At 71.6% G+C, this 26306-nt stretch carries 16 protein-coding genes; 12 read left to right on the forward strand and 4 right to left on the reverse strand.

Annotated features, from left to right (window positions below):
* The first annotated feature begins 3 nt into the window (after positions 1–3).
* From SJY14_RS15645 to SJY14_RS15665, 5 genes are all read left to right on the forward strand, one after another.
* Positions 4–1566, forward strand: a complete 1563-nt coding sequence (locus SJY14_RS15645; protein WP_396599384.1) for a pyridoxal phosphate-dependent decarboxylase family protein — start codon at positions 4–6, stop codon at positions 1564–1566.
* Positions 1563–2978, forward strand: coding sequence for a lysine N(6)-hydroxylase/L-ornithine N(5)-oxygenase family protein (locus SJY14_RS15650; RefSeq protein WP_396599385.1), 1416 nt, complete (start codon positions 1563–1565; stop codon positions 2976–2978). The genes SJY14_RS15645 and SJY14_RS15650 overlap by 4 nt, the downstream gene beginning before the upstream one ends.
* A complete protein-coding gene (locus SJY14_RS15655; protein ID WP_396599386.1) occupies positions 2975–5389 on the forward strand; it encodes a GNAT family N-acetyltransferase in 2415 nt (804 codons plus the stop codon). Before SJY14_RS15650 ends, SJY14_RS15655 begins: the two co-directional genes overlap by 4 nt.
* A 414-nt stretch (positions 5390–5803) precedes the next feature.
* A complete protein-coding gene (locus tag SJY14_RS15660; RefSeq protein ID WP_055978086.1) occupies positions 5804–6304 on the forward strand; it encodes a MarR family winged helix-turn-helix transcriptional regulator in 501 nt (166 codons plus the stop codon).
* 188 nt (positions 6305–6492) lie between these two features.
* Positions 6493–6999, forward strand: coding sequence for a DinB family protein (locus SJY14_RS15665; protein ID WP_071255642.1), 507 nt, complete (start codon positions 6493–6495; stop codon positions 6997–6999).
* A gap of 214 nt (positions 7000–7213) precedes the next feature.
* On the opposite strand, the gene SJY14_RS15670 is transcribed toward SJY14_RS15665, so the two are convergent.
* The 3 genes from SJY14_RS15670 to SJY14_RS15680 all read right to left on the reverse strand — a co-directional run bounded on the left by SJY14_RS15670 (position 7214) and on the right by SJY14_RS15680 (position 14809).
* Positions 7214–9358, reverse strand: coding sequence for a DEAD/DEAH box helicase (locus SJY14_RS15670; protein WP_396599387.1), 2145 nt, complete (start codon positions 9356–9358; stop codon positions 7214–7216).
* Positions 9359–10047: 689 nt separating this feature from the next.
* Positions 10048–13194 (reverse strand): efflux RND transporter permease subunit, encoded by a 3147-nt coding sequence (locus SJY14_RS15675; RefSeq protein WP_396599388.1) that lies wholly within the window; start codon positions 13192–13194, stop codon positions 10048–10050.
* Between the two features lie 160 nt (positions 13195–13354).
* Positions 13355–14809 (reverse strand): PLP-dependent aminotransferase family protein, encoded by a 1455-nt coding sequence (locus SJY14_RS15680; RefSeq protein WP_396599389.1) that lies wholly within the window; start codon positions 14807–14809, stop codon positions 13355–13357.
* Between the two features lie 62 nt (positions 14810–14871).
* On the opposite strand from SJY14_RS15680, the gene SJY14_RS15685 reads away from it, so the two are divergent.
* The 3 genes from SJY14_RS15685 to SJY14_RS15695 all read left to right on the forward strand — a co-directional run bounded on the left by SJY14_RS15685 (position 14872) and on the right by SJY14_RS15695 (position 19425).
* On the forward strand, positions 14872–15498 hold the full coding sequence (locus tag SJY14_RS15685; protein WP_396599390.1) for a YitT family protein: 627 nt from the start codon (positions 14872–14874) through the stop codon (positions 15496–15498).
* A 104-nt stretch (positions 15499–15602) separates the two neighbouring features.
* Positions 15603–17888, forward strand: coding sequence for an APC family permease (locus SJY14_RS15690; RefSeq protein WP_396599391.1), 2286 nt, complete (start codon positions 15603–15605; stop codon positions 17886–17888).
* A 76-nt stretch (positions 17889–17964) separates the two neighbouring features.
* Positions 17965–19425: an SIR2 family protein gene (locus tag SJY14_RS15695; RefSeq protein ID WP_396599392.1), complete on the forward strand. Its 1461-nt coding sequence runs from the start codon at positions 17965–17967 to the stop codon at positions 19423–19425.
* Positions 19426–19693: 268 nt separating this feature from the next.
* Here the strand turns inward: SJY14_RS15695 and SJY14_RS15700 are convergent, their stop codons facing one another.
* Positions 19694–20692: a LacI family DNA-binding transcriptional regulator gene (locus SJY14_RS15700; protein ID WP_396599393.1), complete on the reverse strand. Its 999-nt coding sequence runs from the start codon at positions 20690–20692 to the stop codon at positions 19694–19696.
* A 228-nt stretch (positions 20693–20920) separates the two neighbouring features.
* Between SJY14_RS15700 and SJY14_RS15705 the strand changes: the two genes are divergently transcribed.
* The 4 genes from SJY14_RS15705 (at position 20921) to SJY14_RS15720 (ending at position 26297) form a co-directional block, all read left to right on the forward strand.
* Positions 20921–22174 carry an extracellular solute-binding protein gene (locus SJY14_RS15705; RefSeq protein WP_396599394.1) on the forward strand — a complete coding sequence of 418 codons (1254 nt, stop codon included), beginning with the start codon at positions 20921–20923 and terminating at the stop codon, positions 22172–22174.
* Positions 22175–22250: 76 nt separating this feature from the next.
* Positions 22251–23339, forward strand: a complete 1089-nt coding sequence (locus SJY14_RS15710; protein WP_396599395.1) for a carbohydrate ABC transporter permease — start codon at positions 22251–22253, stop codon at positions 23337–23339.
* A complete protein-coding gene (locus tag SJY14_RS15715) occupies positions 23336–24262 on the forward strand; it encodes a carbohydrate ABC transporter permease (protein ID WP_396599396.1) in 927 nt (308 codons plus the stop codon). The genes SJY14_RS15710 and SJY14_RS15715 overlap by 4 nt, the downstream gene beginning before the upstream one ends.
* 79 nt (positions 24263–24341) lie before the next feature.
* Positions 24342–26297, forward strand: a complete 1956-nt coding sequence (locus SJY14_RS15720; RefSeq protein WP_396599397.1) for a glycogen debranching N-terminal domain-containing protein — start codon at positions 24342–24344, stop codon at positions 26295–26297.
* Positions 26298–26306: the final 9 nt, after the last annotated feature.

Consider the following 26306-nt stretch of genomic DNA (forward strand, 5'->3'; position numbering starts at 1 on the left):
CCCGTGTCCGAACAACACGCGTCCGCACTGCTCACCACCGCGACCGCCGACGAGTACGAGCGCCTCACCGGCGCCACCGTCGCCCGCGTCGCCGACCGCTTCCGCACCACGCGCCAGCCCTTCTCGGGCGAGAGTCGTGCGGACCTGCAGCACCTCGTCGACGCCGTCGACCTCGACGCGCCGGGCACCGGCACCGACGACGCCCTGCGCGAGGTCGACGAGCTCTTCACGGCGAACGCCGTCTGGTTCCACGACCCCGCCTACCAGTCGCACCTCAACTGCCCGGTCGCCCTGCCCGCGGTCGCGGCCGAGGCCGTGCTCGCCGCGGTCAACCCGTCGGTGGACACGTACGACCAGTCGGCCGTCGGCACCCTGATCGAGCGTCGACTCGTCGACTGGACCGCCGGGCGCATCGGCTTCGACCCGGCCACCCGTGACGGGATCTTCACCTCGGGCGGCACGCAGTCGAACCTGCACGCCCTGCTCCTCGCCCGAGAGCACGCCACGGCGCGCGCCCGCGACGAGGCGGAGGACGAGGAGGCGCGGTTGCGGAACGCGGCCGCCCCCGGTCACCGTCCCGTCCCGCGAGCCACGGCGTTGCACGACCTGCTCGGCCGCATGGTCGTGGTCGCCACCGCCGAGAGCCACTTCAGCGTGCAGAAGTCGGCCCGGCTGCTCGGGCTCGGCGAGGACGCCGTCGTGACCGTCCCCACCGACGACGCCGGCCGGATGCTGCCCGAGGCCCTCGCCGTCACCCTGGACGCCCTCGTGCAGGCAGGTCACCTGCCGGTCGCCGTGGTGGCGACCGCCGGCACGACCGACCGCGGCTGCCTCGACCCGCTCGCCGCGATCGCCGAGGTCTGCGACCGCACCGGCGTCTGGCTGCACGTCGACGCGGCCTACGGCGGCGGCCTGCTCGTGTCTCCGACGCGTCGGCACCTGCTCGACGGCATCGAGCACGCCCGGTCGGTCACGGTCGACTTCCACAAGACGTTCTTCCAGCCGGTGTCGTCGAGCGCGTTGATCGTGCGTGACGGGCACGACCTCGACCCGGTCGCCTGGCACGCGGACTACCTCAACCCGCTCTCCGACCCCGAACCGAACCAGGTGTCGAAGTCGCTGCAGACCACCCGCCGGTTCGACGCGCTCAAGCTCTGGGCGACGCTGCGCGCCCTCGGTCCCGACGGCGTCGGCGAGCTGTTCGACCGGGTGGTCGACCTCGCGGCCGAGGCACACGACCTGCTGCGCGACGACGACGAGTTCGTCCTGGTCGCCGAGACGCAGCTCAGCACGGCGCTGTTCCGCTGGCAGCCGGTCGGCGTCGACGACGCCACCGCCGACCGGCTCGTCCCGCTCGTCCGACGCGTGCTCTTCGAGTCCGGGAGGGCGATCGTCGCGAAGACCGTGGTCGACGGGCGCCCCTGCCTCAAGCTGACGCTGCTCAACCCCGACGCGGGTCTCGACGACGTGAGGGGCGTGCTCGAGCTGGTCCGCGCCTCCTCGTGGGCCCTGCTCGAGAGCGACGCCCCCACCCTCGTCGCCGCCGGGACGGAGGCCGCCCGATGACCGCCGCCACGGCGGCACCCGCCGCCACCGCGCACCGAACCGAACCGCACCTCCTCGACCTCGTCGGCATCGGCCTCGGCCCGTTCAACCTCGGCCTGGCCGCCCTGACCGACCCACTCGACGACGTCGACGCGGTGTTCCTCGACGAGAACGACGGCTTCGCCTGGCACCCCGGCATGATGATCGAGGGCGCGACGATCCAGGTGCCGTTCCTGGCCGACCTCGTGACGATGGCCGACCCGACCTCGCGCTTCGGCTTCCTGAACTGGCTGAAGGCCACCGGGCGGCTCTACCCGTTCTACATCCGCGAGGACTTCTCCCCGCTCCGGGCGGAGTACGACGCCTACTGCCGCTGGGTCGCGGACCAGCTCGACACCCTGCGATGGGGCCGCCGCGTCACGGGCGTCGAGGAGCAGCCCGACGGAACGTACCTCGTGACCTCGCGACGGGGCGCCGACGGGGCCGTCGAGACCTGGCACACCCGTCACGTCGTGCTGGGGGTGGGCACCGAGCCGCGCCTCCCCGAGGCGTTGCAGCACCTCGCCGGCCGGGGCGGCGCCCACGGTCCGGTCGTGCACAGCGCCGACTACCTGACGGCCCGCGACCGCCTGCGCGCCGCCGACTCGGTGACGATCGTCGGCAGCGGGCAGTCGGCGGCCGAGATCTACCGCGACCTGCTCGACACGACCCGCGTCGGCGACCGCCCGGGGCACCGGCTCGACTGGGTCACCCGCTCGCCACGGTTCTTCCCGATGGAGTACACGAAGCTCACGCTCGAGCTCACCAGCCCCGAGTACACCGACCACTTCCACTCGCTGCCGCGCGAGACCCGCGACCGGCTGGGCCGCGAGCAGCGCAGCCTCTACAAGGGCATCAGCGGAGACCTCGTCGACGACGTGTACGACACGCTCTACCGGCTGAGCGTCGACGGGCCGGTCGACTCGACCCTGCTGACCGAGACCGAGCTCGTCGACGCCCGGTGGGTCGACGCCGACGAGCAGATCGAGCTGACGGTGCGGCACGCGCAGCTCGGGACCACGGCCACCCGACGCACGGACGCGCTCGTCGTCGCGACGGGCTACGTCGCTCGGGTGCCGTCCTTCCTCGACGCGCTCGGCGACCGCGTCGACCGCGACGACCTCGGCCGCCTGGCCGTGGCGCGGGACTACTCGATCGACGGCGGCCGGGGGCGGCTGTTCGTCCAGAACGCCGAGGAGCACACCCACGGCCTCACCGCCCCCGACCTCGGCTTCGGCGCCTGGCGGAACTCGAGCATCATCGCCTCGATCACCGGCCGCGAGCCCTACCCGCTCGAGCGCCGCATCGCCTTCCAGACCTTCGGCCACCCCTCGCCCGCCCCCACACCGGCACCGACACCGATACCGACCGAGGAGGCGCGGGTCACCCGATGAGCACCACCCACGACACCGAGGCGCTCGCGCCCGCAGCCCCGTCCCACACCGACGACCGGGCGACGGGCGTCGCGTTCTCGCGCCGCGCCTCCTGCGGTCTCGTCACGATCGAGCCGTTCGCCGCCGACCCCTACGCCGTCTGCCTGCGCCGCTGGCTGGCGCACCCGGCGTCGGCCGCCTGGCAGATGGCGGGCCTGAGCACCGACGAGGTGCGCGCCTACCTGGCCGCGATCGACGCCGACCCGCACCAGCAGGCCTGGCTCGGGCGGGTCGACGGCGAACCGACGTTCTTCGTCGAGACCTACGACCCGGCCGAGGTGCTGCTCACCGAGGTGCACGACGCCGAGCCGGGCGACGTGGGCATGCACCTGCTCGTCGCCCCGCCGCGGGGCCAGCGCGTGCACGGGCTGACCAGCGCGGTGATGGCGAGCGTCGTCGACTTCGTCTTCGAGATCGAGCAGGCCCGGCGGATCGTCGTCGAGCCCGACGTGGCGAACGACCGCATCGCGGCGAAGAACGACGAGGTGGGGTTCCGGGCGCTCGGCGAGGTCGAGCTGCCCGACAAGACGGCCCGACTCTCGGTGCTGACCCGACACGACCGGGCCGCGTCGCACCTCGCCCCCGGCCCGATGGAGTGGGCGCATCGCCACCTCGTGGCCAAGGCGCTCGGCGAGTTCGCCCACGAGCGGCTGATCGCCCCGGTGGCCGACGGCACCGCTCCCGCAGCCGCAGCCGCAGCCGCAGCCGCGACCGCAGCCGACGCGTCCTGCACCGTCGACGGTCCCTGGCTGGTCGCGCTCGACCACGACGGCCACCGGGTCGACTACCGCTTCGTCGCCCGCCGACAGGCCCTCGAGCACTGGGCGATCGACGAGACGACGGTCACGCGCACGGTCGACGGCCACCCCGAGCCCCTCGACGCCCTCGCGCTGATCGTCGAGCTCGACGGCCTGCTCGGCATCCCCGAGTCGCTCCTCGCCACCTACCTCGAGGAGGTCTCGTCGACCCTGGCGAGCGCCGCCTACAAGCGTCACCGGTGCGGTCCGACCGCCGAGCAGTTGACCACCGCGGACTTCCAGACCGTCGAGGCCGCCATGACCGAGGGGCACCCGGGCTTCGTCGCGAACAACGGGCGCATCGGTCTCGGACTCGACGAGTTCCACGCCTTCGCCCCCGAGGCCGCGGCGCCCGTGCGACTGGTCTGGCTCGCGGCCCGGCGTTCGGCGACCCACCTGGCGCTCGGCGCGGGACTCGACGAGCGATCGCTGTGGCAGGCCGAGCTGGGCCCCGAGACCGTCGACCGGTTCGACGCGACCCTCGCCGCGAAGGGTCTCGACCCGGCCGCGTTCCACTACCTGCCGGTCCACCCGTGGCAGTGGCAGCACCGCGTCGCGATCTCGTTCGCTCCGGACGTCGCCCGGCGTGACCTCGTGTTGCTCGGCGAGGGCGACGACACGTACCAGGCGCAGCAGTCGATCCGCACCTTCGCGAACCGCAGCCGTCCCGACCGGCACTACGTCAAGACGGCGCTGGCGATCCAGAACATGGGCTTCGTCCGCGGTCTCTCGCCGGCCTACATGAGGCCGACGCCCGCGATCAACGACTGGGTGCACGACCTCGTGCGCACCGACGCGACCCTGCAGGAGGCGCGGTTCCGGGTCCTGAGGGAGCGCGCCTCCGTCGGCTACACCGGTGACGTCTACCACCGGACGACGGCCTCGTCGCCGCATCGCAAGATGATCGCGGCCCTCTGGCGCGAGACCCCGGTGCCGCTGGTCGGACCGGGCGAGCGGTTGGCCACCATGGCGGCGCTGCTGCACCGCGACGGGGCCGGCGACGCGCTCGCCTCGGCGCTGGTGAAGGCCTCGGGGGTCGGGGCCGAGACGTGGCTGCGGTCCTACCTGCACGCGTACCTGCGCCCGGTCGTGCACTGCCTGCGGGCGCACGACCTGGCCTTCATGCCGCACGGCGAGAACGTCATCCTCGTGCTCGAGGGCTGCGTGCCGACCGCCGCGTTCATGAAGGACATCGGCGAGGAGATCGTCGTCGTCGCCCCGCGCGCGGTGCCCGAGGCCGTCCGGCGGACCGTGCACCCGGTCGACGACCGCGAGAAGGCGTTGGCGGTCTTCACCGACGTGTTCGACGGGGTCTTCCGCCACCTCGCCGCCATCCTCGACGGCGACGGCGTGCTGCCCGCGGCCCGGTTCTGGGCGCTCGTGGCCGAGTGCGTCGACCGGCACGCCGACGAGCACCCGGACCTGCCGGGGGCCGTCGACCTGCGGGCGGCGCGCTTCGACCACTCGTGCCTCAACCGGCTGCAGCTGCGTGACACCCGGCAGATGGTCGACCTCGCGGCGCAGTCGTCGTCGCTGATCTACGCCGGGACGCTGGCGAACCCGATCGCACGATAGCGAGGCGGCGTCCCCTGGGGCGGAAGCGGTCGGGCCGCCTCCGCCCCCGGGAAAGGGGTGGTGGCCGATTCACGGTCGGCCACCACCCGGGGCCGCGTCGAGCCACGGGCCGCGCGGGGCCGCCGCCGGTCACAGGGGGAGAACCACCGGCAGCGGGTCGAGCCGCCCGACCGACGGTACCGCCGTCGAGTTGCTCTGGTTTCAAGATACTCGTCGAGCGAGGGGATGGCAACGACGGGTGGCTGGGCATTCGCTGCGCATCACCGCGTGATGCCGACGCTGCGTGACACCGGGTGATTCGAAGCTCGTACAACTCACTCGGCAAGGTATCCTGGACGTCCGTGGCGTCCTCCGCCGCGCCTCCCCGTCTTCGCTCCGTCCTCGCGTCGCCGTCCCGCCAGCAGAGAGCCCGCCATGTCCGACGTCTCGCCCCAGCCGCCCGCCGGCTCCCCTCCGCCCCTCGACGACGAGGGCCAGCTCGACGTGACCCTCGTGCTGACGGCCTACGCGTCGCTGCAACGACAGGGCGAGCGCGTCCAGAAGGTCGTCGCCGACCACTTCGGCATGGGCACCACCGACCTCCGCTGCCTGACCTTCATCGCGACCGACCACGACACGACCCCCAAGCGCGCGGCCGAGTTCCTCGAGCTGTCGACCGGGGCGACCACGAGCCTGGTCGACCGGCTCGAGAGCGGCGGGTACATCACGCGCCAGCCTCACCCCTCCGACCGACGGAGCGTGCTGCTCGAACTGGCCCCGGCCGGCCGTGAGGCGATCGACCAGATCCACGACTTCTACCGCCGGGCGTTCCGCGACGCGGTCGACCCGAACCACCTCGACTTCCTCGCGGCGGCCATGCGCGCGATCGGTGACTCGCTGACGCGCGCCGCGGCCGGAGACGACGTCGTCGCCTGAGCGACCAGCACCGGGGCGGACCAGCACCGGGTCGAACCACCGCCGGGGCTGACCACCGCCAGATCGAACCACCGATGGGGCATCGAACCCCGCATGTCGGTGGTTCGACACCACTTCGGTGGTTCGGCGTCGCCTGGATGATCCGCGCGACCCGCACCGGCGCGCGCGGCCGGTCGTAGGGTGGGCCGATGACCCCCTCGGACGTCCTCGTCGAAGCCTTCTCGCGCCTCCCGGCCATCGCCGTCCGGGCGGTCGCCGACCTCTCGGTCGACGACCTCGCCTGGCGCCCGGACGACGAGGCGAACACGATCGCCTGGCTCGTCTGGCACACCGCCCGCGGGCAGGACGTCCAGATCGCCGACCTCGCCGCGTCCGACCAGGTCTGGACGGCCGACGGCTGGGCCGAGTCGTTCGCGCTGCCGTTCTCGTCGGCCGAGATGGGCTACGGCATGTCACCGGCCGACGTGGCCGCGGTGCGGGTCGACGCCGAGCTGTTGATCGGCTACCTCGAGGCCGTCACGCTGCGGACGCGCGGCTACCTCGACGACCTCGACGGCGCCTCGTACGACGACGTGGTCGACGAGGCGTGGGACCCTCCGGTCACGGCCGGAGCCCGCCTCGTCAGCATCCTGAACGACTGCGTGCAGCACCTCGGCCAGGCCTCCTACGTGCGCGGCCTGCTCGACCGCCGCTAGCCCCGCCGCCTGCCGCCCGCCGCGCCGAAACCCCACGAAACCGCCCAGACCCCCGCGCGCGCACGGGTGTCTCGGCGACTTCCTGGGGTCTCGCGAGCGCCCGAGCACGACGAAGAACCCCGTTCCGAACGATGAAGCCCCCGAGATGCGGGGTTCGTCGTTCGGAACGGGGTTCGAGACCAGGAGGCGCGGTGCGCGACCCGGGGAGCGCTCGCTACGCCTGCACGCCCGCGAGCTCGTCGATCAGGCGATCGCCCGAGCGGGCCTCGATCATCTCGGCGTCGATCTCGGCGCGGTCGAGCAGCTCTTCCATGCGACGGCGACGCTGGCGCGTGATGAGCGTGACGACGGTGCCCTCCTTGCCGGCGCGGCCGGTGCGGCCCGAGCGGTGCATGTAGGTCTTGTACTCGTCGGGCATGTCGGCCTGGACGACGAGCTCGATGTCATCGACGTGGATGCCGCGGGCGGCGACGTCGGTCGCGACGAGCACGTTGACCTTGCCGCTGGTGAGCAGCTGCAGGTTGCGCGTGCGGCGGGCCTGGTTCAGGTCGCCGTGCAGGCTCGTCGAGCGGATGCCGGCGTCCTCGAGCTGGTCGGCGAGCTGCTCGGCGAAGGCGCGGGTGCGGGCGAAGACCAGCGTCTTGCCACCACCCGAGGCGAGCTGCTCGATGACGGCCGTCTTGTCGCGCTGCTCGATCAGCAGCACGCGGTGGTCGATCGTGGCGCTGGCCTGGTCCTCGCCGGCGACCTCGTGCACGGCCGGGTCGACCAGGAACTCGTCGACGAGCTTGGCCACGCCCTTGTCGAGGGTCGCGCTGAAGAGCAGCTTCTGGGCGCGGGCGCCGTCGGGGCGGACCGTCGCGGTCTCGCGGATGATGCGCTGCACCGGCTCCAGGAACCCGAGGTCGCACATGTGGTCGGCCTCGTCGAGCACGGTCACGACGACCTCGCTCAGGTCGAGGCGGCCCTGGTCGATGAGGTCCTCGATGCGGCCGGGGGTGCCGATCACGATGTCGACGCCGCGGTTGAGCGCACCGACCTGGCGCTGCTGGGGCACGCCGCCGTAGACCTGCGTGGTGAACAGGCCGACCGAGCGCGCGATGGGCTGCACGGTGCGGTCGATCTGCATCGCGAGCTCACGGGTCGGGGCGAGGATCAGCGCGCGGGGCTTGCGGCCCATCTTGCGGTTCTTGGCGCCGTTGTTCTCCATCAGCTTCTCGACCAGCGGGGCGCCGAAGGCGATCGTCTTGCCCGAGCCCGTGCGGCCACGGCCGAGGACGTCACGACCGGCGAGCACGTCGGGGATCGTCGCGGCCTGGATCGCGAACGGAGCCGCGGCACCCATCGTCGCCAGCTGGCGCTCGATGTTGTCGCCGAGGCCCAGGTCGCCGAAGCTCACGCCCACGACGTCGGCCGCGGTGACGACCTCTGCCTTGAGCTTCTCGAGCTTGACGTCGTCCTCGGGCGAGTAGTGCGTGGCCGCGTCGCGCTTCGGGTAGAAGTCGCTCGACCGGTCGCCGACGCGGGCCGGGCGGTCGCCACGGTCGTTGCGGTCGAAGCTGCGGGGGGCGCGGTCGTCACGAGCGGGTCGGTCGCTGCGGTCGAAGCTGCGTGCCGGGCGGGCGTCGCGGTCGAAACCCCCGGAGGCGCGGCCACCGCGCTCGGAACGGTCACCGTACGCACGCGGCGCGCGGTCGTCGCGGGCCGGTCGGTCCGAACGGTCGAAGCTGCGAGGGGCGCGGTCGTCACGCGAGCGGTCGTCGCGGGCCGGGCGGTCGCTGCGGTCGTAGCTGCGGGGGGCGCGGTCGTCACGAGCCGGACGGTCGTTCCGGTCGTACGAACGCGGCGCGCGGTCGTCGCGCGCCGGACGGTCGCCGCGGTCGTAGCTGCGGGGGGCGCGGTCGTCGCGAGCCGGGCGGTCCGAACGGTCCCACGAGCGGGGTCCGCGGTCCGAGCCACGGACGGCGTCGCGGCCACCGTCGCGGCCGTAGCCACGGGCGGCCTCACGGCCACCGTCGCGGCCGAAGCGGGGCGCGGCGTCGCGGCCACGCTCGCCGTTGCGGCTGTCGAAGTCACGGTTGCCGAAGCGGTTGCCGCCGGCCGGCTTCTCGCGGGGCTCCCAGTTGGGGCGGCGGTCCTCGGAACGCGCGGCGCCGGGGGCACGGTTGCCGCCACCGTCGCGGGTGCCGAACTCGCGGCGTCCGCGGTCTGCGCGCTCGCTGGCGTCCCAGCGCTTCTTGGGGGCCGGGGCCCCGGCCTCGTCGGCGCGGTGGCCGCGGTGCTTGGGGCTCTTCGAGCCGGCCTTGGGCGCACCACCGGTGCGGTCGGTGCGCGGGCGTGAGTTGTCGTAAGGAGACATGGAGGAGTTCTTTCCGGGCTTGTCAGAGATGACGCGAAGAAATACCCGGGCAGCCATTGACCAGGACCGTTCACAATCGTGAATTCATCCCGTCGTGACTCGACGGGAATCCGGCCCACAAGACTTACAAACCCTCGTGCTGTTCAAAGCTGTGCATGATCGGCACCCGCAGGTGCCGATGTGCTCGCGCCACAGGCGCGGTGTCTTGAGCCGACCCGCCTACGATACCCGAGCCTCCCCCGAACCGGAAGCCCCGCCTCCTCGGATCGATCGGCGGCCGAAGCCCCGCCACCCCGGCTCGATCGTCGACCGGAGCCCGCGCCACAAGGCCGCACGGCCACACGGCCACGCGGCCACGCGGCCAGACGGCAGCACGGCAACACGGCAACACGGGCAATTTCGTGCCGGACGGGCCAGCGCATCGGCCCGTCGGGCACGGACACGCCCGCGTTCCGGCACGTGTCGACGCCGAACCCACCGCCTGCCTCGCACATCGCCCGGCCGCCGCGCCGAACCCAACCTGCTGCCGCATCCCCGCGTACCGAACCCGACCTGCCTTCCGCATCCCCGCGTACCGAACCCGACACGACCGGGCCGACATGCCGCTCAGGTCTCGCCCCGGGCGGCGTGTCGACCGCCCGTTGTCGCGAATTGCACAGCCACGACCGAACCCGGCACGCCGACCGAGGTCACCCCCGGGTGGCAGCCTGCTCGGCCGCTTCCGCCGCCCGTCGGTCGGCCCGACGTTCGCCGATGCGCTCGAACAGGTAGTAGATGACGGGCAGCACCACGAGGGTCAGCAGGGTCGACGACACGAGCCCGCCGATCACGACGATGGCGAGCGGCTGCGAGATGAAGCCGCCGTGTCCGGTGACCCCGAGCGCCATCGGGGTGAGCGCGAAGATCGTGGCCGCCGCGGTCATGAGGATGGGCCGCAATCGGCGTGATGCCCCTTCGAGCAGGGCCTCGCGCACCCTCAGACCCTTCTCGCGGTACTGGTTCACCAGGTCGATCAGCACGATGGCATTGGTCACGACGATGCCGACGAGCATGAGCACGCCGATCAGCGACGCCACGCCGAGCGGCACGCCCGAGGCCAACTGCAGCAGGATCGCCCCGGTCGCGGCGAACGGGATCGACACCAGCAGCAGCAACGGCTGGATCAGGCTGCGGAACGTCGCCACCATGACGATGTAGACGATCAGGATGGCGATCAACACGGCGAGACCGAGCTGCGAGAACGCGTTGGCCTGGTCGGCCGTCGCCCCGCCGATCGTGGCGTCGGTCCCGTCGGGCAGTTCGACCGCGGCCACGGCGTCGGACACCTCGGTGCCCGCGGCCGACAGGTCGTCGCTCGAGGGCGTGATGGTCACGGTCGCCGAACGCACCGCGTCGGTCGTCGTGACCGAGGTCGGCCCGGTCGTCTGCTCGACCGTCGCGATGGAGTCGAGTCGCACGGGCCCGGTCGGGCTCGGCAGCTCGAGGGCCTTCAGCTCGTCGAGGGTCGCCGGCGGCGTCGGATCGACCGTGTACACGTCGACCGAGCTGTCGTCGATCTCGAGCGACCCCACCCGGAAGGGCTGGATCGCCTGCGACACGATGCCGCCCACGGCGACCTCGCTGTAGCCGAGCGCCGCGGCGGCGGCACGGTCGACCTGCACGCCGATGACCGGCTGGGCCGCTTGCAGGTTCGAGCTGGCCTCGGCGGTGCCGGGAAGCCCCTGCACCTTCTCGAGCACGGCGTCCGTGGCGGTCTGCAGGCTGTCGGGGTCGGGTGCCGTGACGTCGACGGTGATGTCGTTGCTCGTGCCGAACCCGCTCGACGCCGAGACCTCGATCTCGCCGGCGTCGGTGACGTCGTCGAGCTGCGACCGGACGTCGGCCTGCAGGGCGTCCTGGTCGGCGCTCTCGTCGGTGGTGATCGAGTAGGTGACCGTGCTGTCGCCCGAGCCGCCGAGGAAGCTCGCGATCGACGTGCCGCTCGAGCCGATGGTCAGCTGCACCGTCTCGATGCCGTCGACGCCCTCGAGCACCTGCTCGACCCGGTCGGCGGCGTCGGACTGCGTCTGCAGGCTCGACGCGGGCGGCAGGGTCTGCGTGACGGTGAAGGTGTTCTGCCCGCTCGCCCCGAGGAAGTTCGTCTTCATGAAGGGGATGACGGCGCCCGTGCCCACCAGGATCAGCAGAGCCACGAGGATCGTCACGACCGGACGCTTCAGTGTGGCCCGCAGCACGGGGACGTAGGCGCGACGCAGGCGGTCGAGCGGCCGGGTGTCGGACGGGTCGGAGGCGCGGGTCGTCAACGATTCGGTCGTCGCCCCCTCGACGGCGGCGGCCTCGCCTCCCGGAGCGTGCTTGTGGGCCTTCGGTGCCCGGAGGAACCAGTACGCCAGCACCGGCACGATCGTGAGTGCGACGAACAACGACGCGACGAGGGCGATGGTGACCGTCAGGGCGAACGGGCGGAACAGCTCGCCGGTGATGTTGCCGACGAACGCCAGCGGAAGGAACACCACGACGGTCGTGACCGTCGACGCGGTGATGGCACCCGCGACCTCGCGCACGCCGACCTTGATCGCCTCGAGCCGGTCGACACCGGCGGTGAGGTGCCGCTTGATGTTCTCGATGACCACGATCGAGTCGTCGACCACGCGGCCGATGGCGATCGTCAGTGCGCCCAGGGTCAGGATGTTGAGCGTGTAGTCCGCGGCCTGGAGCCCGATGAACGTGATCAGCACGCTCGTCGGGATGCTGATCGCCGTGACGATGGTCGACCGGATCGACAGCAGGAAGATCAGGATGACGATCACGGCGAACACGAGGCCGAGCAGCCCCTCTTCGGCGAGCGCGTCGATCGACTGCTGGATGAACGGCGCCTGGTCGAACACGACCGTGAGTTCGACACCGTCACCCAGGTCGGAGGCGAGGCTCGGGATGGCGTCGCGGACGGTCTGCGACACGTCGACGGTGTTGGCGTCGAGGGTCTTGGTGATGGCGACCGTGAGGGCGTCCTGTCCGTCGACGCGGCTGATCGAGGTGACGGGTGCGCCGGTCAGCTGCACGTCGGCGACGTCGCCGACGGTGGTGGCCGAGGTCCCGCCGAGCAGCGGCAGGGCGCGGATCTCGTCGACGCTGGTGATTCGCTGCCCCGCCTGGATCGACAGGGTCTTGCCGTCCTGCGTGAGGGTGCCGCCGGGGATGAGCGTGCCGTTGGCGTCGAGGGCGTCCTGGAAGGCGGCGGTCGTCAGCCCTGCGGCGGTGAGCGCCGTCTGGTCGGGCGAGATGGTGACGCGCTGGCCGGCGTCGCCGTAGATCGAGGCCTCGCGGACGCCGTCGAGCTTCTGCAGGTCGGGCACCGTGACGGTGGTCAGCCGGTCGACGAGGGCCTGCGAGTCCGCGGAGTCGTAGCCGGTGACGGCGATCTGGATGACCGGCAGGTCGTCGAGGCTGCCCGTGACGACCTGGGTGTCGACCGAGTCGGGCAGCGAGAGCCGGTTGATGGCCGACTGGATCTTCTGTTCGGCCGAGTCGAGGTCGGTGCCGTAGGTGAACTCGGCCGAGACCGTGCTCTGCGAGGTGCTCGAGGTCGCCGAGGTGCCCTCGAGGCCGGGGATGATCTGGACGGCCTGCTCGATCGGGGTCGAGACGTCCTCGTTCACGACCTCGGGCGTGGCGCCCGGGTACGAGCTGACGATCGCGATCTGCGGGAACTGAACGTTCGGTGCGAGCTCTTGCTTGAGCGAGGTGAGGGCGATGCCGCCGAAGACGGCGACGACGATGGTGACGAGGGCGATCAGCGCGCGGTTGCGCAGGCTGAAGACGGACAGCAGGTGCACGGTGCTCCGGTGGTGAGAGGGAGAGCGGAGGAGGCGCGGTGAACGACGTGCACCGCGCCTCCATTGTCACCAGCCTCTCTGGGAACTGGCGGCGCTTTCTTACATGATGTGCACGATCCCGGCCGATCACCGAGGTGTGGACGAGCCGTCGTTCTCCCCCTCAGACCACCTCGGCCAGCAGCGGCGAGGCCGGTGCCTGGACCCCGTCGACCCCGTCCCACGCCGCGCGCAGGGCCGCGAGCGCGCGGTCGGTGTCGCTGTCGGCGTACGAGAACGGCACGCGCAGGAACCGCTCGAACGCCCCGTCGATGCCGAACACCGGACCGGCGGCGAGCAGCAGCCCTTCGCGGCGGGCGGCGAGGGTGAGTTGCGAGCTGACCGGCGCCCCGAGTCCGACCCAGGTGGTGAGCCCTCCCGCCGGCGACGGCACCTGCCAGGACGGGAACGCCTCGCGGAGGCCGTGGACGACGCGGTCGCGACCTCTCCTCAGGTGGCCGGCCCGCGCCTCCAGCACGCGGTCGAAGTCGCCGAGCAACTCGGCGACCACCAACTGCTCGAGCACGGGCGTGCCCAGGTCGCCCGCCGAGCGGGCGCGCACGAGCCGATCGACGAGCGGGCGGTCGGCGCGGATCCAACCGATGCGCAGGCCGCCCCAGAGCGACTTGCCGACCGAGCCGATCGTGACGGCCCGTCCGTACGCGGCCATCGGCAGGGGCCGCTCGACGCGCGAGCCCGGACCCACCCCGTCGATCGCCATCTCGGCCATGGTCTCGTCGGCGATCACCACGGTGCCCTCGTCCGCCGCCGCCTCGAGCACCCGCACCCGCTGGTCGGCGGGCATCGTCGCGCCCGTGGGGTTGTGGAAGTCGGGCATCAGGTAGGCCACCGGCGGGCTCGTGCGCCGCAGGGTCTGCATCAGTGCCGCTTCGTCCCAGCCGTCGTCGACGGTCACGCTGACCGGCACGAGGCGGGCACCGGCCCCGCGGAGGGCCTCGAAGGCGTGCGGGTAGCCGGGCGCCTCGACGACGGCCCGGTCGCCGCGCGAGACCAGCACGCGGGCGAGCAGCGCGATCGCGTGCTGGGCCCCGAGGGTGACGACGATCTGCTCGGCGCTCGTCTCGAGCCCGCGCCGTCGGTACCGTTCGGCGATGGCCTCCCGCAGCACGGGCCGCCCGACCGGGTCGTAGCCCGGGTCGTCGAGGTAGGCCCCGAGCCGCCCCGCCGCCCGCTGGGCCGCCTCGGCGATGCCGTCGACCGCGGGCAGGGCCGCCTTCGTCAGGTCGAGCAACCCCTCGGTCGTCGTCGGGCGCGGCACCGAGGCACGGGCAGGCAGACGCACGACGCTGCCGCTGCCGCGCACGCTGTCGACGTGCCCCAAGTCGCGGAGGGCCGCATAGGCCGCGGCCACGGTCGTGCGGCTGACCCCGAGGTGAGCGCAGAGGTCACGTTCGGACGGCAGGCGCGTGCCGACCGGCAGCCGCCCGTCGAGCACGAGCAGTCGGATGCGGTCGGCGAGCGCCAGGTAGCCGGGAGCCGAGGAGGCGCGCCACGAGTCGAGCAGCACCCCGAGCGCTCGCGACGAGACGGTGGTGGCACCGTGGTCTAGGTTGGTCACGCGGCCACCCTAGGCCGATTGGACCCTTGCCACCAGGCCAGTCGGCCGATTGGATCGACCTCATGCTCCTCTCGCGTCGCCTGCTGCAGTTGTTCGTCGGCCTCACCGCCTACGGCTTCGCCATCGCCGTCATGATCCGCGCCGGCATCGGCGTCGCCCCCTGGGACGTGCTCTCGCAGGGTCTCGTCCGGCACACCGGGCTGACGTTCGGCACCGTCACGTTCGTCACGAGCTTGGTCGTGCTGCTGCTCTGGATCCCCCTGCGCCAGCGCCCCCGCTTCGGCACGATCGCCAACACGCTGATGATCGGCCCGGTCGCCGACCTCGGCCTGCGCGTCCTGCCGCAGCAGACCGAGTGGTGGGCACAGGGCCTGACCTTCGCGGGCGGCCTGCTGTTGCTCGCCGTCGCGAGCGGCCTCTACATCGGGGCCGACTTCGGGCCGGGCCCGCGTGACGGTCTCATGCTCGGCCTGCACGCCCGACTGGGCTGGCGGGTGGGCGTCGCCCGCACCGTCATCGAGCTCACGGTCCTGGCCGGGGGATGGCTGCTCGGCGGCCAGGTCGGCATCGGCACGGCCGCCGAGGCCCTGCTGATCGGCCCGCTGGTGGCGATCACGTTGCCGCTCTTCGCCCGGCGCCGGGTGGCGACCTCCGTCGTCGTCCCGGCCCGCACCTCCTCACCGGCCTGACGCCGGGTCGGTACGAATCAGTTCGGACGGACCCGCGCTGACCGGGAATAAACCGCCCGTGAGCGAAGTTGACACGCCCTCGCACGGGAGTAGAGTCGCCGCTCGTGACCAACGACACCCGGTCGCCGAAGCGTTGGCTCATCGGTGAACCCCTGCCCTCGGAGAAGCTCGAGGGGCAGCTGCTGCCGAAGCACCTCGCACTGCCGATCTTCGCCAGCGACCCGCTCAGCTCGGTGGCGTACGCGCCGCAAGAGCTGCTGATGATCCTGCTGATCGGCGGCCTCGGGTTCCTCACGCTCGCCCCGTGGGTCGCCGTCGCGGTGGTCGTCCTGCTGCTGGTCGTGGTCGCCTCGTACCGCCAGTTGATCAAGGCGTACCCGTCGGGCGGCGGCGACTACGAGGTCGCCCACAAGAACCTCGGCGAGAAGGCCGGGCTCGTGGTCGCCTCGGCGCTCCTCGTCGACTACGTCATGACGGTGGCCGTGTCGGTCGCCTCGGGCGTCGACAACATCATCTCGGCCGTGCCCGAACTGGCACCGGTGCGCGTCGAGCTCGCGATCTTCTTCGTCGTCCTGCTGGCCGCCGTCAACCTGCGCGGCGTGCGCGAGTCGAGCAAGGCCTTCGCGATCCCCACCTACCTCTTCGTGTCGAGCGTCTTCGTCATGATCGTCATCGCGTTGGTGCGCACCGCTCTCGGCGACCCGCCCGTCGCCGAGAGCGCCGAGTACACGGTGCAGGCCGACCAGCTCACGCAGGCCGCCTTCGTGCTGTTGCTGCTCCGGGCGTTCTCGAGCGGCTGCTCGGCCCTGACCGGCGTCGAGGCCATCGCGAACGGCGTGCCCGCGTTCCAGCGCCCCAAGGTGCAGAACGCCCAGAAGACCCTCGTGCTGATGGGCAGCATCGCGATCGTCCTGTTCGCCGGCCTCGTCGCCGTCGCCCTGATCGCGAAGGTGCACTACGCCGAGGACGCCTGCGACCTGCAAGGGTTCGTCGACTGTGCCACCACGCCGCAACGCAGCCTCATCGCGCAGATCGCGAGCGCGGTGTTCGGCGGGGCGCTGTTCGGCATCCCGTTCTACGTGATCCAGGCCTGCACGGCGGCGGTGCTGCTGCTGGCGGCGAACACGGCATTCAACGGCTTCCCGCTGCTCGGGTCGATCCTGGCCCGCGACCAGTACGCCCCCAAGGCGCTCAACACGCGCGGCGACCGACTGATCTACTCGAACGGCGTGATCGTGCTGGCCCTCGTGGCGTGCGCCATCCTGCTCGTGTACCAGGCCAGCGTCACGGGACTCATCCAGCTCTACATCATCGGCGTCTTCGTGTCGTTCACTCTCGGGCAGACCGGCATGGTCGTGCACTGGACCCGCATGCTGCGCGAGGGCTGCGCCGACCGGGGCGCCGTGTACCGGGCCCGCGGCATCAACGCGTTCGGCGCCCTGCTGACCGCGTCGGTGCTCGTCGTCGTGACGGTGACCAAGTTCACGCACGGCGCCTGGCTGGTGTTCGTCATCATGCCGATCCTGTTCGTGCTGATGCTCGGCGTGAACCGCTACTACCGCGACGTGCTGGTCGAGGTCGAACCCGACGCCACGACGCAGTTCGGCTCGCACGGCGACCACGCGATCGTGCTGGTGGGCACCATGCAGAAGCCCGTGCTCAAGGCACTCGACTACGCCATCGCCGCGCGACACGAGTCGCTCGAGGCGATCCACGTGGGCATCGACGACGAGGCCACGGCACTGCTGCAGCGCCAGTGGGCCGAGCAGGACATCGAGGTGCCGCTGCGCATCGTCGCCTCGCCGTACCGCGACATCAGCATGCCGCTGATCAAGTACATCAAGGCCCACCGCGAAGAGCACGGCAGCGAGGTCGTCACGGTCTACACGCCGATCTACATCGTCGGCCACTGGTGGGAGGCCGCCCTGCACAACCACAAGAGCCGCCGCATCCGCCAGAAGCTCATGCTCGTGCACGGTGTCACGATCTCGCTCGTGCCCTGGCTGCTCGATTCGTCCGAGGTGCTCTACGGGCGTCGTTCGCGGCCGATCCCGGGCCAGGACCGTCGTGGCGAGCCGATCCGCCCGCGCCCGGTGCCGCGCCGCGTGCTCGAACCGGCCGGTCGCCGATCGGGTGCCGCCGGAGGCGCTCTGGGCGCCGACGCGGGCCCCGACGGCCGCGCCGGAGCAGCGGTCGAAGGAGGCGCGGTGCAACGAGGCCTGGACGTCCAGCCCGCACAGAACGGCTCGGCCGGCTCGAAGCCCGGACCGAAGCAGACCCCGCGCGCACCGGGTTCGGCCACGGGCAACCGCGGAGGCGGCGCCGCCGCCCGCAAGGCCCGCTCGGCCGCCCGCAACTCGACCGGCGCCGCCCCCCGCAAGAAGAAGTAGCGGGCCGCTCCAGCCCAGGCCGCGACAGCGCCGGACGGTCGACTTACAGATCATTCGTTATGCCATGATGTGGGTCGTGACTGCCTCCGAGATCGACGATCGAATCCTCTCCCCCGTCAAACGCGCCTACGGTTGCGGCCTGGTCACCGTCCTGCTGGGTGCGGGCGCCTCGATCACGTCAGGGCTCCCGAACTGGGAAGAATTCGCCACGTCGCTCCTCCTCCACAGCAAAGCCGTCTCCTCGCGACCACTGGCGGAACACATGGTCTCGCGACAAGATGCCCTCCTCGTCGCCGAGGCCGCGAAGGCCGCATCCGATGACTGGCCTGCGACACTCGGCTCGGCCCTCTACCCCTCGAACGTCGAGGCGGGGTATTCACCCCTCCATCTCGCCGCAGCCAACCTTCGGCTCACCCCGGGCGCCGCGCGCATCAAGCTCGCGACGCTGAACTTCGACGTGCTCCTCGAGGACGCCCTGACCGATGACGAGCCGGACCGCAACGTGACGTCGATCTTCGACAGCGCCCTGACCGACCCGAACGAGCTCGAGGTACACCACCTCCACGGAGTCGTGCTCGAGGACGGATGCTTCGACGTCGTCTTGACGCTCACCGACTACACGGGCATCCTCGGGACGCCTGCGACGTGGCAGCTCGACTACCTCCGGCACTCCGTCGACAACGGAGCGCTCGTGATCGCCGGGACGTCGTATCGGGATCCTGACCTCAGACAGTGGCTGCACCTCGCCCTTCGTTCACGGTCGACATCTCACCCGGCGGTCGTTCTCCTGGCGCGCGAGGCATTCGAGCTCGACAAGCCCTCCTGGTCCGACGTGAGAGAAGCCCTCACCCGTCAGTGGCGATCGATCGGGCTCGTCCCCGTGCTTCTCCATGACCACGTCGATGCCGCTCAGGTCATTCGCGAACTCCCGTACCTCGAGATGGACTCCTACGTGTCGCCGAGGGACCGTTCCGCCCGCCTTTGGGCGCACCATGAAGAATCGTTCCCAGTCCGGCAGGAGGAAGACAGTCGGGCACTCATGCAAGACGTTGACACGGTGCGTTCGCGTCTGGGAGCCTCCGACGCGAACGTGACACTCTGGCTGGCTGATGGGCAAGGACAACTGGTTCAGTACGCTTCCCACGACCGCCTCTTCCACGACGTCAGCGGCCTACGCCGCGTTCCAGTCGGCCACGACAGCGCATGGATCGCCGCACAAGCGCTGGGCAGAGAGCAGCCGATGGCCGATGACCTCTCGGGAACAGAACACACCACGGGACGGTGGCGCGCCGTCGTAGCCGCGCCGGTGACCGTCACGCCGGACGACATGCCGTACTTCGCTTCCGGGGCTCTCAGCATCGGGCTGCCCAGAGCAATCAACGACTACGAGCCGTCGGCGTGGGCCGCAGTCGTGGGGGAGCTCACCGAGAAATGGGGTGCCGTCCTCAGCGAACGCTTCCGTACCGCGACGACGGACATGGCCCAAGGCCTCTCCGACGACTACGATCATCCATCAAGCAGATCGGAAGCGTCATGACAAACGAATCGAACAGATCTCTGCAGAGTCTCGGAAACGGTGTCTACCGGTTAAACACGAGAAGCCGAAGCGCTCTCACGGGCCGCTACGTCATCAGGCAGCAAGCGGTCGAGGGCTCGCGCTCGAACGGGCGCCAGGTGATCCGCACGGCGGACGGACGCCTGATCGTCAGGAGCCAGGCTCAGCCATCGGAAGACAAGACAGGGCTCTGACGAACTCCTGACCGGCGGGGCCTCCCGAGGCGCGCCGGACGGTCAGCGCCGGACGGTCAGCGCCAGATCGTGTGCGGCCGCAACAGCCGGTGCCGCGGCTCGCTGTCGTCGAGCAGCAGCGACAGCACGGCACCCGCGACCTCCACGAGCGGCTGCTCGACGCTCGACAGCCCGAGCGCCGAGGCGACCGGGGTGTCGTCGTAGCCCACGACCGGCACCGACGAGCCGAGCACGACCGACGCCCCGAGGGCGAGGGTGTCGCTGGCGCACACGACGGCGTCCACCGTGACTCCCGCGTCGAGCGCCGCGCGCACGGCGGCCGACGCGAGCGGCACCGAGTCCTCGACAGCCAGGTCGAGCGCGTCGATCGAGGCCGGGTCGAGCGCGCCCCGCGCCCCGAGGGCGTCACGCCACCCGCGTCTCCTGTCGTCCCCGGCGCCCGACCCCTCGGGCCAGCCGAGGAAGGCCACGTGGGTCGCGCCGCGCCCCAGCAGGTCCTCGGTCGCCGAGGCCACGCCGGCCCGGCCGTCGACGTCGACCCAGCGGTGCTGCGGGTCGCCCATGTCGTCGAGCCCCCAGGGCCGGCCGAAGGTGACGAAGTCGGCACCGGCGTCGATGAGCCATTCGGTGCGCGGGTCGTCGAAGAAGGTCGAGGTGAGCACGAAGCCGTCGACGTCGGCGCCGTCGAGCAGGCGGCGGAACTGCGCGATCTCGTCGTCAGGCCCGGCCGCGGTGTACAGCAGGATGCGGTGGTCGCGGGCGTCGGCCTGCTCGGTGACGGCGTGCAGGAAGCGGTCGAGCACCGCGCCCGAGATGCCGTTCTGCACGGGGTCGAGCCGGATGCCGATGGTCGAGCTCTTCCGCGTGCGCAGGCGACGCGCCGACGCATGCGGTCGGTAGCCCAGGTCGGCGATGGCCTTCTCGACCCGGCCCCGCGTGTCGGGGCGCACGATGTCGGGCGCGTTGAGCACGTTCGAGACGGTCTGCCGAGACACGCCGGCGACCGAGGCGACGTCGCTGACGGTCGGGAGGCGCGGTGCCGGTACCCGAGTCATCTTGCCCTCCGCCCCGGCCCCGGTCGGCGGCCTCCGGTCACGTTACCCCAGGGCTCGGGCGCCCCACGGCGGCTCCCAGCGCTCCGGTCTTGACACCCGCCGGGCGGCCTGCTTACTCTGACCTCACGGATTTGATCGATCAAATCAATCGTTCCCCGGTTCGCTCGGCACCACCCCGACCCGACCACAGCACCCGCACCATCGCAACGACGCGACGAGAGGCCCACCATGCGACGACGCACGACCCGCCTGGCGGCAGCAGCCGCCCTCACGACCATCACCGCCCTGGGCCTCACGGCCTGCGGTTCCGGTTTCAGCGAGGGGTCGGGTGCCGCGAGCGACGGCGCCCTCACCAGCAGCGACGACTCGCTGACCGTGCTGATCGGCTCGAGCGGCGACGCCGAGACGAAGGCCGTCACCGACGCCGTCGCGAGCTGGTCCGGCGACTCGGGCACCGGCGCCGAGGTCAGCGTGGCCTCCGACCTGCCGCAGCAGCTCAGCCAAGGCTTCGCCTCGGGCAAGCCGGCCGACGTGTTCTACGTCTCCACTGACACCCTCGCCGGTTTTGCGAAGAACGGCAGCCTGCTGGCCTACGGCGACCAGCTCGCGAACAAGGGCGACTTCTTCCCGACGCTGGTCGACAGCTTCACGCTCGACGACCAGTTCTACTGCGCTCCCAAGGACTTCTCGACCCTCGGCCTGATCATCAACACCGACTTGTGGGCCGCGGCCGGCCTGACCGACGCCGACGTCCCGACCGACTGGGACTCGCTGAAGGCGGTCGCCGCGAAGCTCACGACGGCCGACCACGTGGGTCTGGCCTTCAGCCCCGAGTACGCCCGGGTGGGCGCGTTCATGGCGCAGGCCGGCGGCGCGGTGACCAACGCCGACGGCACCGAGGCGACGCTCGACTCGTCCGAGAACGTCGAGGCGCTGACCTACGTGAAAGACCTTCTGACCAGCGGCGACGCCGCGTTCTCGAGCGACCTCGGCGCGGGCTGGGGCGGCGAGGCCTTCGGCACGGGCAAGGCGGCCATGACCATCGAGGGCAACTGGATCACCGGCGCACTCACCAACGACTACCCCGATGTGTCGTACCAGGTGGCCGAGTTGCCCGCCGGCCCCGGCGGCCAGGGCACGCTGCAGTTCACGAACTGCTGGGGCATCGCCGCCGACAGCCCCAACCAGCAGGCCGCCGTCGACCTCGTCGAGCAGCTGACGAGCACCGACCAGCAGCTCGCCTTCGCCGACGCGTTCGGCGTCATGCCCTCGATCCAGTCGGCCGCCGACACCTGGAAGTCCGACAACCCCGACCAGGCCGCGTTCCTCGACTCGGTCGAGTTCGCCCAGGGCACGCCCACGCAGGACGGCTCGGCTGCCGTGATCAGCGACTTCAACTCGCAGCTCTCCGGCCTGAAGGACGGCGACCCGAAGACGATCCTCGAGTCCGCGCAGAAGAACTTCGAAGCGATCCTCCAGTAGCCCTCGGGGCACCGCGCCTCCCACGGCGCGGTGCCTCGCGCTCCCGAACCGAGACAGCGCACGAAAGGCAGTCCCCATGACCGCGATCTCGACCAAGGCCCCCCGCCGGCGCAGCGCCGTCTCGCGCGGCGAGGGCCTCTCGGGCTGGCTGTTCGTCTCACCCGTGCTGATCGTCCTCGGCCTCTTCCTGGCCGTGCCCGTGCTGATGGCCCTCTGGGTCAGCGTCTCGGACTGGACCGGCCGCGGCTCCCCCTTCGCGGCCGGCGTCGGCTTCGTCGGGGCGCAGAACTACCGGGACCTGCTCGGCGGCGGCGGCCTGGCCGAGCGCGACTTCGGCCTCAGCCTGCGCAACAACGCCTGGTACGTGGTCCTCGTCGTGCCGATCCAGACCGCGGTGGCGCTGCTGCTCGCCGTGCTGGTCAATCGCCAGGTGCTCCGCGGCCGCGGGTTCTTCCGCACCGCGTTCTACTTCCCGTCGGTGACCAGCTCGGTCGCGATCACCGTCCTGTGGCTGTTCCTGTTCTCGCAGAGCGGCGCCGTGAACAAGTTGCTCTCGTTCGTCGGCATCACCGGGCCCGCGTGGTTCAACGACGCCAGCGGCGTGCTGCACAACCTGCTCGCCGTCGTCGGCGTCACGCAGCCCCCGGCCCTGCTGGCCGACCACACCGCCCTCGGCGTCAGCTGGTGGGACTGGCTGGCCGGGCCGTCGGTCGCGATGTCCGCGTTCATCCTGATGGCCGTCTTCACGACCAGCGGCACGTTCATGCTGCTCTTCCTGGCGGCCCTGCAGAACCTCGGCGGCGACGTCCAAGAGGCCGCGATGATGGACGGCGCGAGCGGCTGGCAACGCTTCTGGCGCATCACGCTGCCGCAGCTGCGACCGACGCTCTTCACCGTGCTCACCCTCGGCCTCATCGGCACCTGGCAGGTCTTCGACCAGATCTACACGGGCACCCAGGGCGGCCCGCAGAAGACCACCCTGACCCCCGCCTACCTCTCGTACACCTCGGCGTTCGGCGAGCAGGAGTGGGGCCGCGGCGCGGCCATCGCCTTCGTGCTGTTCGTCATCATCGTCGCGTTGACGATCCTGCAGCGCATCGTGCTGCGTGAACGGGCCGTGTCGAAGAGACGCACCCGGCTCTACACGACAGGAGTCGAGCGATGACCACAACCGCACCGATCGCCGACCGGGCGAACCCCTCCTCGCCGGTCGCGCCTCCCCCGGCCTCGCCGCGACCCGCCGGCCGAGAGCCCCGCAGCACGCGACGCATCGCCGGCACCTCGGTGCTCTATGCCGTGCTGATCGTCATCGCGGCGATCTACATCCTGCCGTTCCTGATCAACGTGGCGACGTCGTTCAAGACCGACCCCGAGGCGGCTTCCGACCCCCTGTCGCTCATCCCGATCACCCCGACGGTCGCCGCCTACCGGCAGCTGTTCCTCAACAGCGACTTCCCCACCTGGTTCCAGAACTCGGCGATCGTGACGATCGTGGTGACGCTCGGGCGGGTCTTCTTCAACTCGCTGGCCGGCTACGCCCTGGCGCGGCTGCAGTTCCGGGGGCGCAACGTCATCTTCGTGCTGCTGATCGGCGTGATGGCGGTCCCGACGGTCGTGCTGCTCATCCCGAAGTTCCTGGTGATCAACCAGCTCGGCATGTACGACTCGTACTCGGGCATGATCGTGCCGCTGCTGACCGACGCCGCCGGGGTCTTCATCATGAAGAACTTCTTCGAGTCGATCCCCCGCAGCGTCGAAGAACAAGCCCGCATCGACGGCGCCGGCACCTTCCGGGTCTTCTGGTCGATCGTCCTGCCGATGGCCCGGCCCGCGCTCGTGACGATCATCATCCTGTCGTTCCAGGGGTCGTGGAACGAACTCTCGCACTTCATCGTGTCGACGCAGTCGCCCGAGCTGACCACCCTGACCAAGGGCGTCGCGAGCCTTGCCTCGGGGCAGCTGAGCCAGGGGTCGCAGTACCCGATCAAGCTCGCGGCCGCCGCGGTGATGACCGTCCCGGTCGCGATCGTCTTCTTCGTGTTCCAGCGCCGCATCATGAACGCCAGCGCCGGGGCCGTCAAAGAGTGACCCGCACCGCGACCCCCACCCCGTCGCACTGCCACCCGTCGCACCCCACGCCCGCCACCCGGAGCCCCAGGAGCCCCCGATGACCCAGACCTCCCCCCTCGACTCCGACCACGCCGAGCGGTCGACCCCGACCCCCGGCCTCCAGCCCTTCCTCGCCGCCGAGACGGTCGTCCTGCGGGCCCCGGGCCAGGCCTGGTCGGCCGCCGACGGCTCGATGGGGGCGGCGACGATCCACGGCGTCTACCTCGGCGACGTGCGCTTCGTCGCCGGGCACGGCATCACGGTCGACGGCCTCGTGCCCGAGCACGTCGCCACCGTGCCCCTCGGCGCCTCGGCCGTCCGGTTCGAGTCGCTGTTGCGCGGCCTCGACGACGCCGGAGCCGACCCCGACGTCCGCCTGAGCTCGCTCCGCGACGTCACGACGACGGGCGTCCACGAACGCCACACGGTCACCTCCCGGCTGGGCCGCGAGCTCACGGTCACCGTCGCGGCCACCCTCCGGCCGGACGCCTCCGCCATGGACCACGTCAAGGCCGGCCTCGCGGGTGAGCCCGTGCGTGACGTGACGCTCGCGGTCGACGGCACCCGAGCCTCCTGGCAGGCCGAAGGCGTGCTCGTCGACCTCGAGACCCGAGGAGGCGCGGTGCGCGCGACGCCCGCCGGCCTCGTCGTCGAGTGGGTCGCCGTCGTGCCCGCCCGGGGCTCCGTGACGGTCGGACTCGACCTCGTCGCGACCGCCCCCGACGCCGTGGTCCGGGGCGTGCGGACGTCGTCGCACTGGGCCGACCTCGACCCGGCACCGCGCGACGACCGGCTCGCCCGCTGGGTCGACCGGGCCCGCGACGACCTGGCGGCCCTGCGCCTGACCACGACGACGGCACCCGACGACGTCTTCTACGCCGCCGGGGCACCCTGGTTCTTCACGCTCTTCGGTCGTGACTCGCTGTGGGCCGCCCGTTTCACCCTGCCCCTCGACCTCACGGTCGCGGCCGGCACGCTGCGGGTGCTGGCCGGCCTGCAGGGCACGCGGCACGTGCCCGAGACGGCCGAGCAACCCGGCAAGATCATGCACGAGCTGCGCCAGCAGACGTTGACGATCCCCGGTGAGGACGTCAGCCTGCCCCCGCTCTACTACGGCACCGTCGACGCGACGGCACTCTGGGTCTGTCTGCTGCACGACGCGTGGCGCTGGGGCCTGCCGGCCGCCGAGGTCGAGGCGCTGCTGCCGCACCTCGAGGCGGCCCTGGCCTGGATGCGCGACTCGGGCGACAGCGACGGCGACCTGCTGCTCGAGTACGTCGACGAGACCGGGCACGGCCTGGCGAACCAGGGCTGGAAGGACTCCGGCGACAGCGTCCAGTGGCGCGACGGCACCCTCGCCGAGGGGCCGATCGCGCTCTGCGAGGTGCAGGCCTACGCCTACGAGGCGGCCGTGCACGGGGCCGACCTGCTCGACGCCTTCGGTCGGGCGGGCGGCGACGCGTGGCGCGACTGGGCGGGGCGCCTACGCGATCGGTTCCGCGCCTCCTTCTGGGTCGACGACGCCGCGGGCACCTACCCGGCAATCGCCCTCGACGCGGCCAAGCGGCCGGTCGACACGGTCACGAGCAACCTCGGGCACCTGCTCGGCACCGGCCTGCTCGACCCCGACGAGGAGGCGCTGGTCGCCCGCCGCCTCGTCTCACCCGAGCTGTCCAGCGGCTTCGGCCTGCGCACGATGTCGACGGACAGCGCCGGGTACTGGCCGCTGAGCTACCACGGGGGCAGCGTCTGGACGCACGACACGGCGATCGCGGTGCAGGGACTCGCCCGGGCCGGGTTCGCCGACGAGGCCGCCGTGCTCGCCGAGGGCCTGCTCTCGGCGGCGCCGGCCTTCGGCTACCGGATGCCCGAGCTGCACTCCGGCGACCCGGCCCGCGAGGTGCCGTCCCCCGTGCCGTACCCCGCCTCGTGCCGCCCCCAGGCCTGGTCCGCCGCCGCCGCCGTGGCCGTCTGGTCCGCCACCCACGACGTCCGTCCGCCCCATCGCGCCTGACCCGCCGCC

The organism is Frigoribacterium sp. R86507, assembly GCF_044597695.1.
Classification (GTDB): domain Bacteria; phylum Actinomycetota; class Actinomycetes; order Actinomycetales; family Microbacteriaceae; genus Frigoribacterium.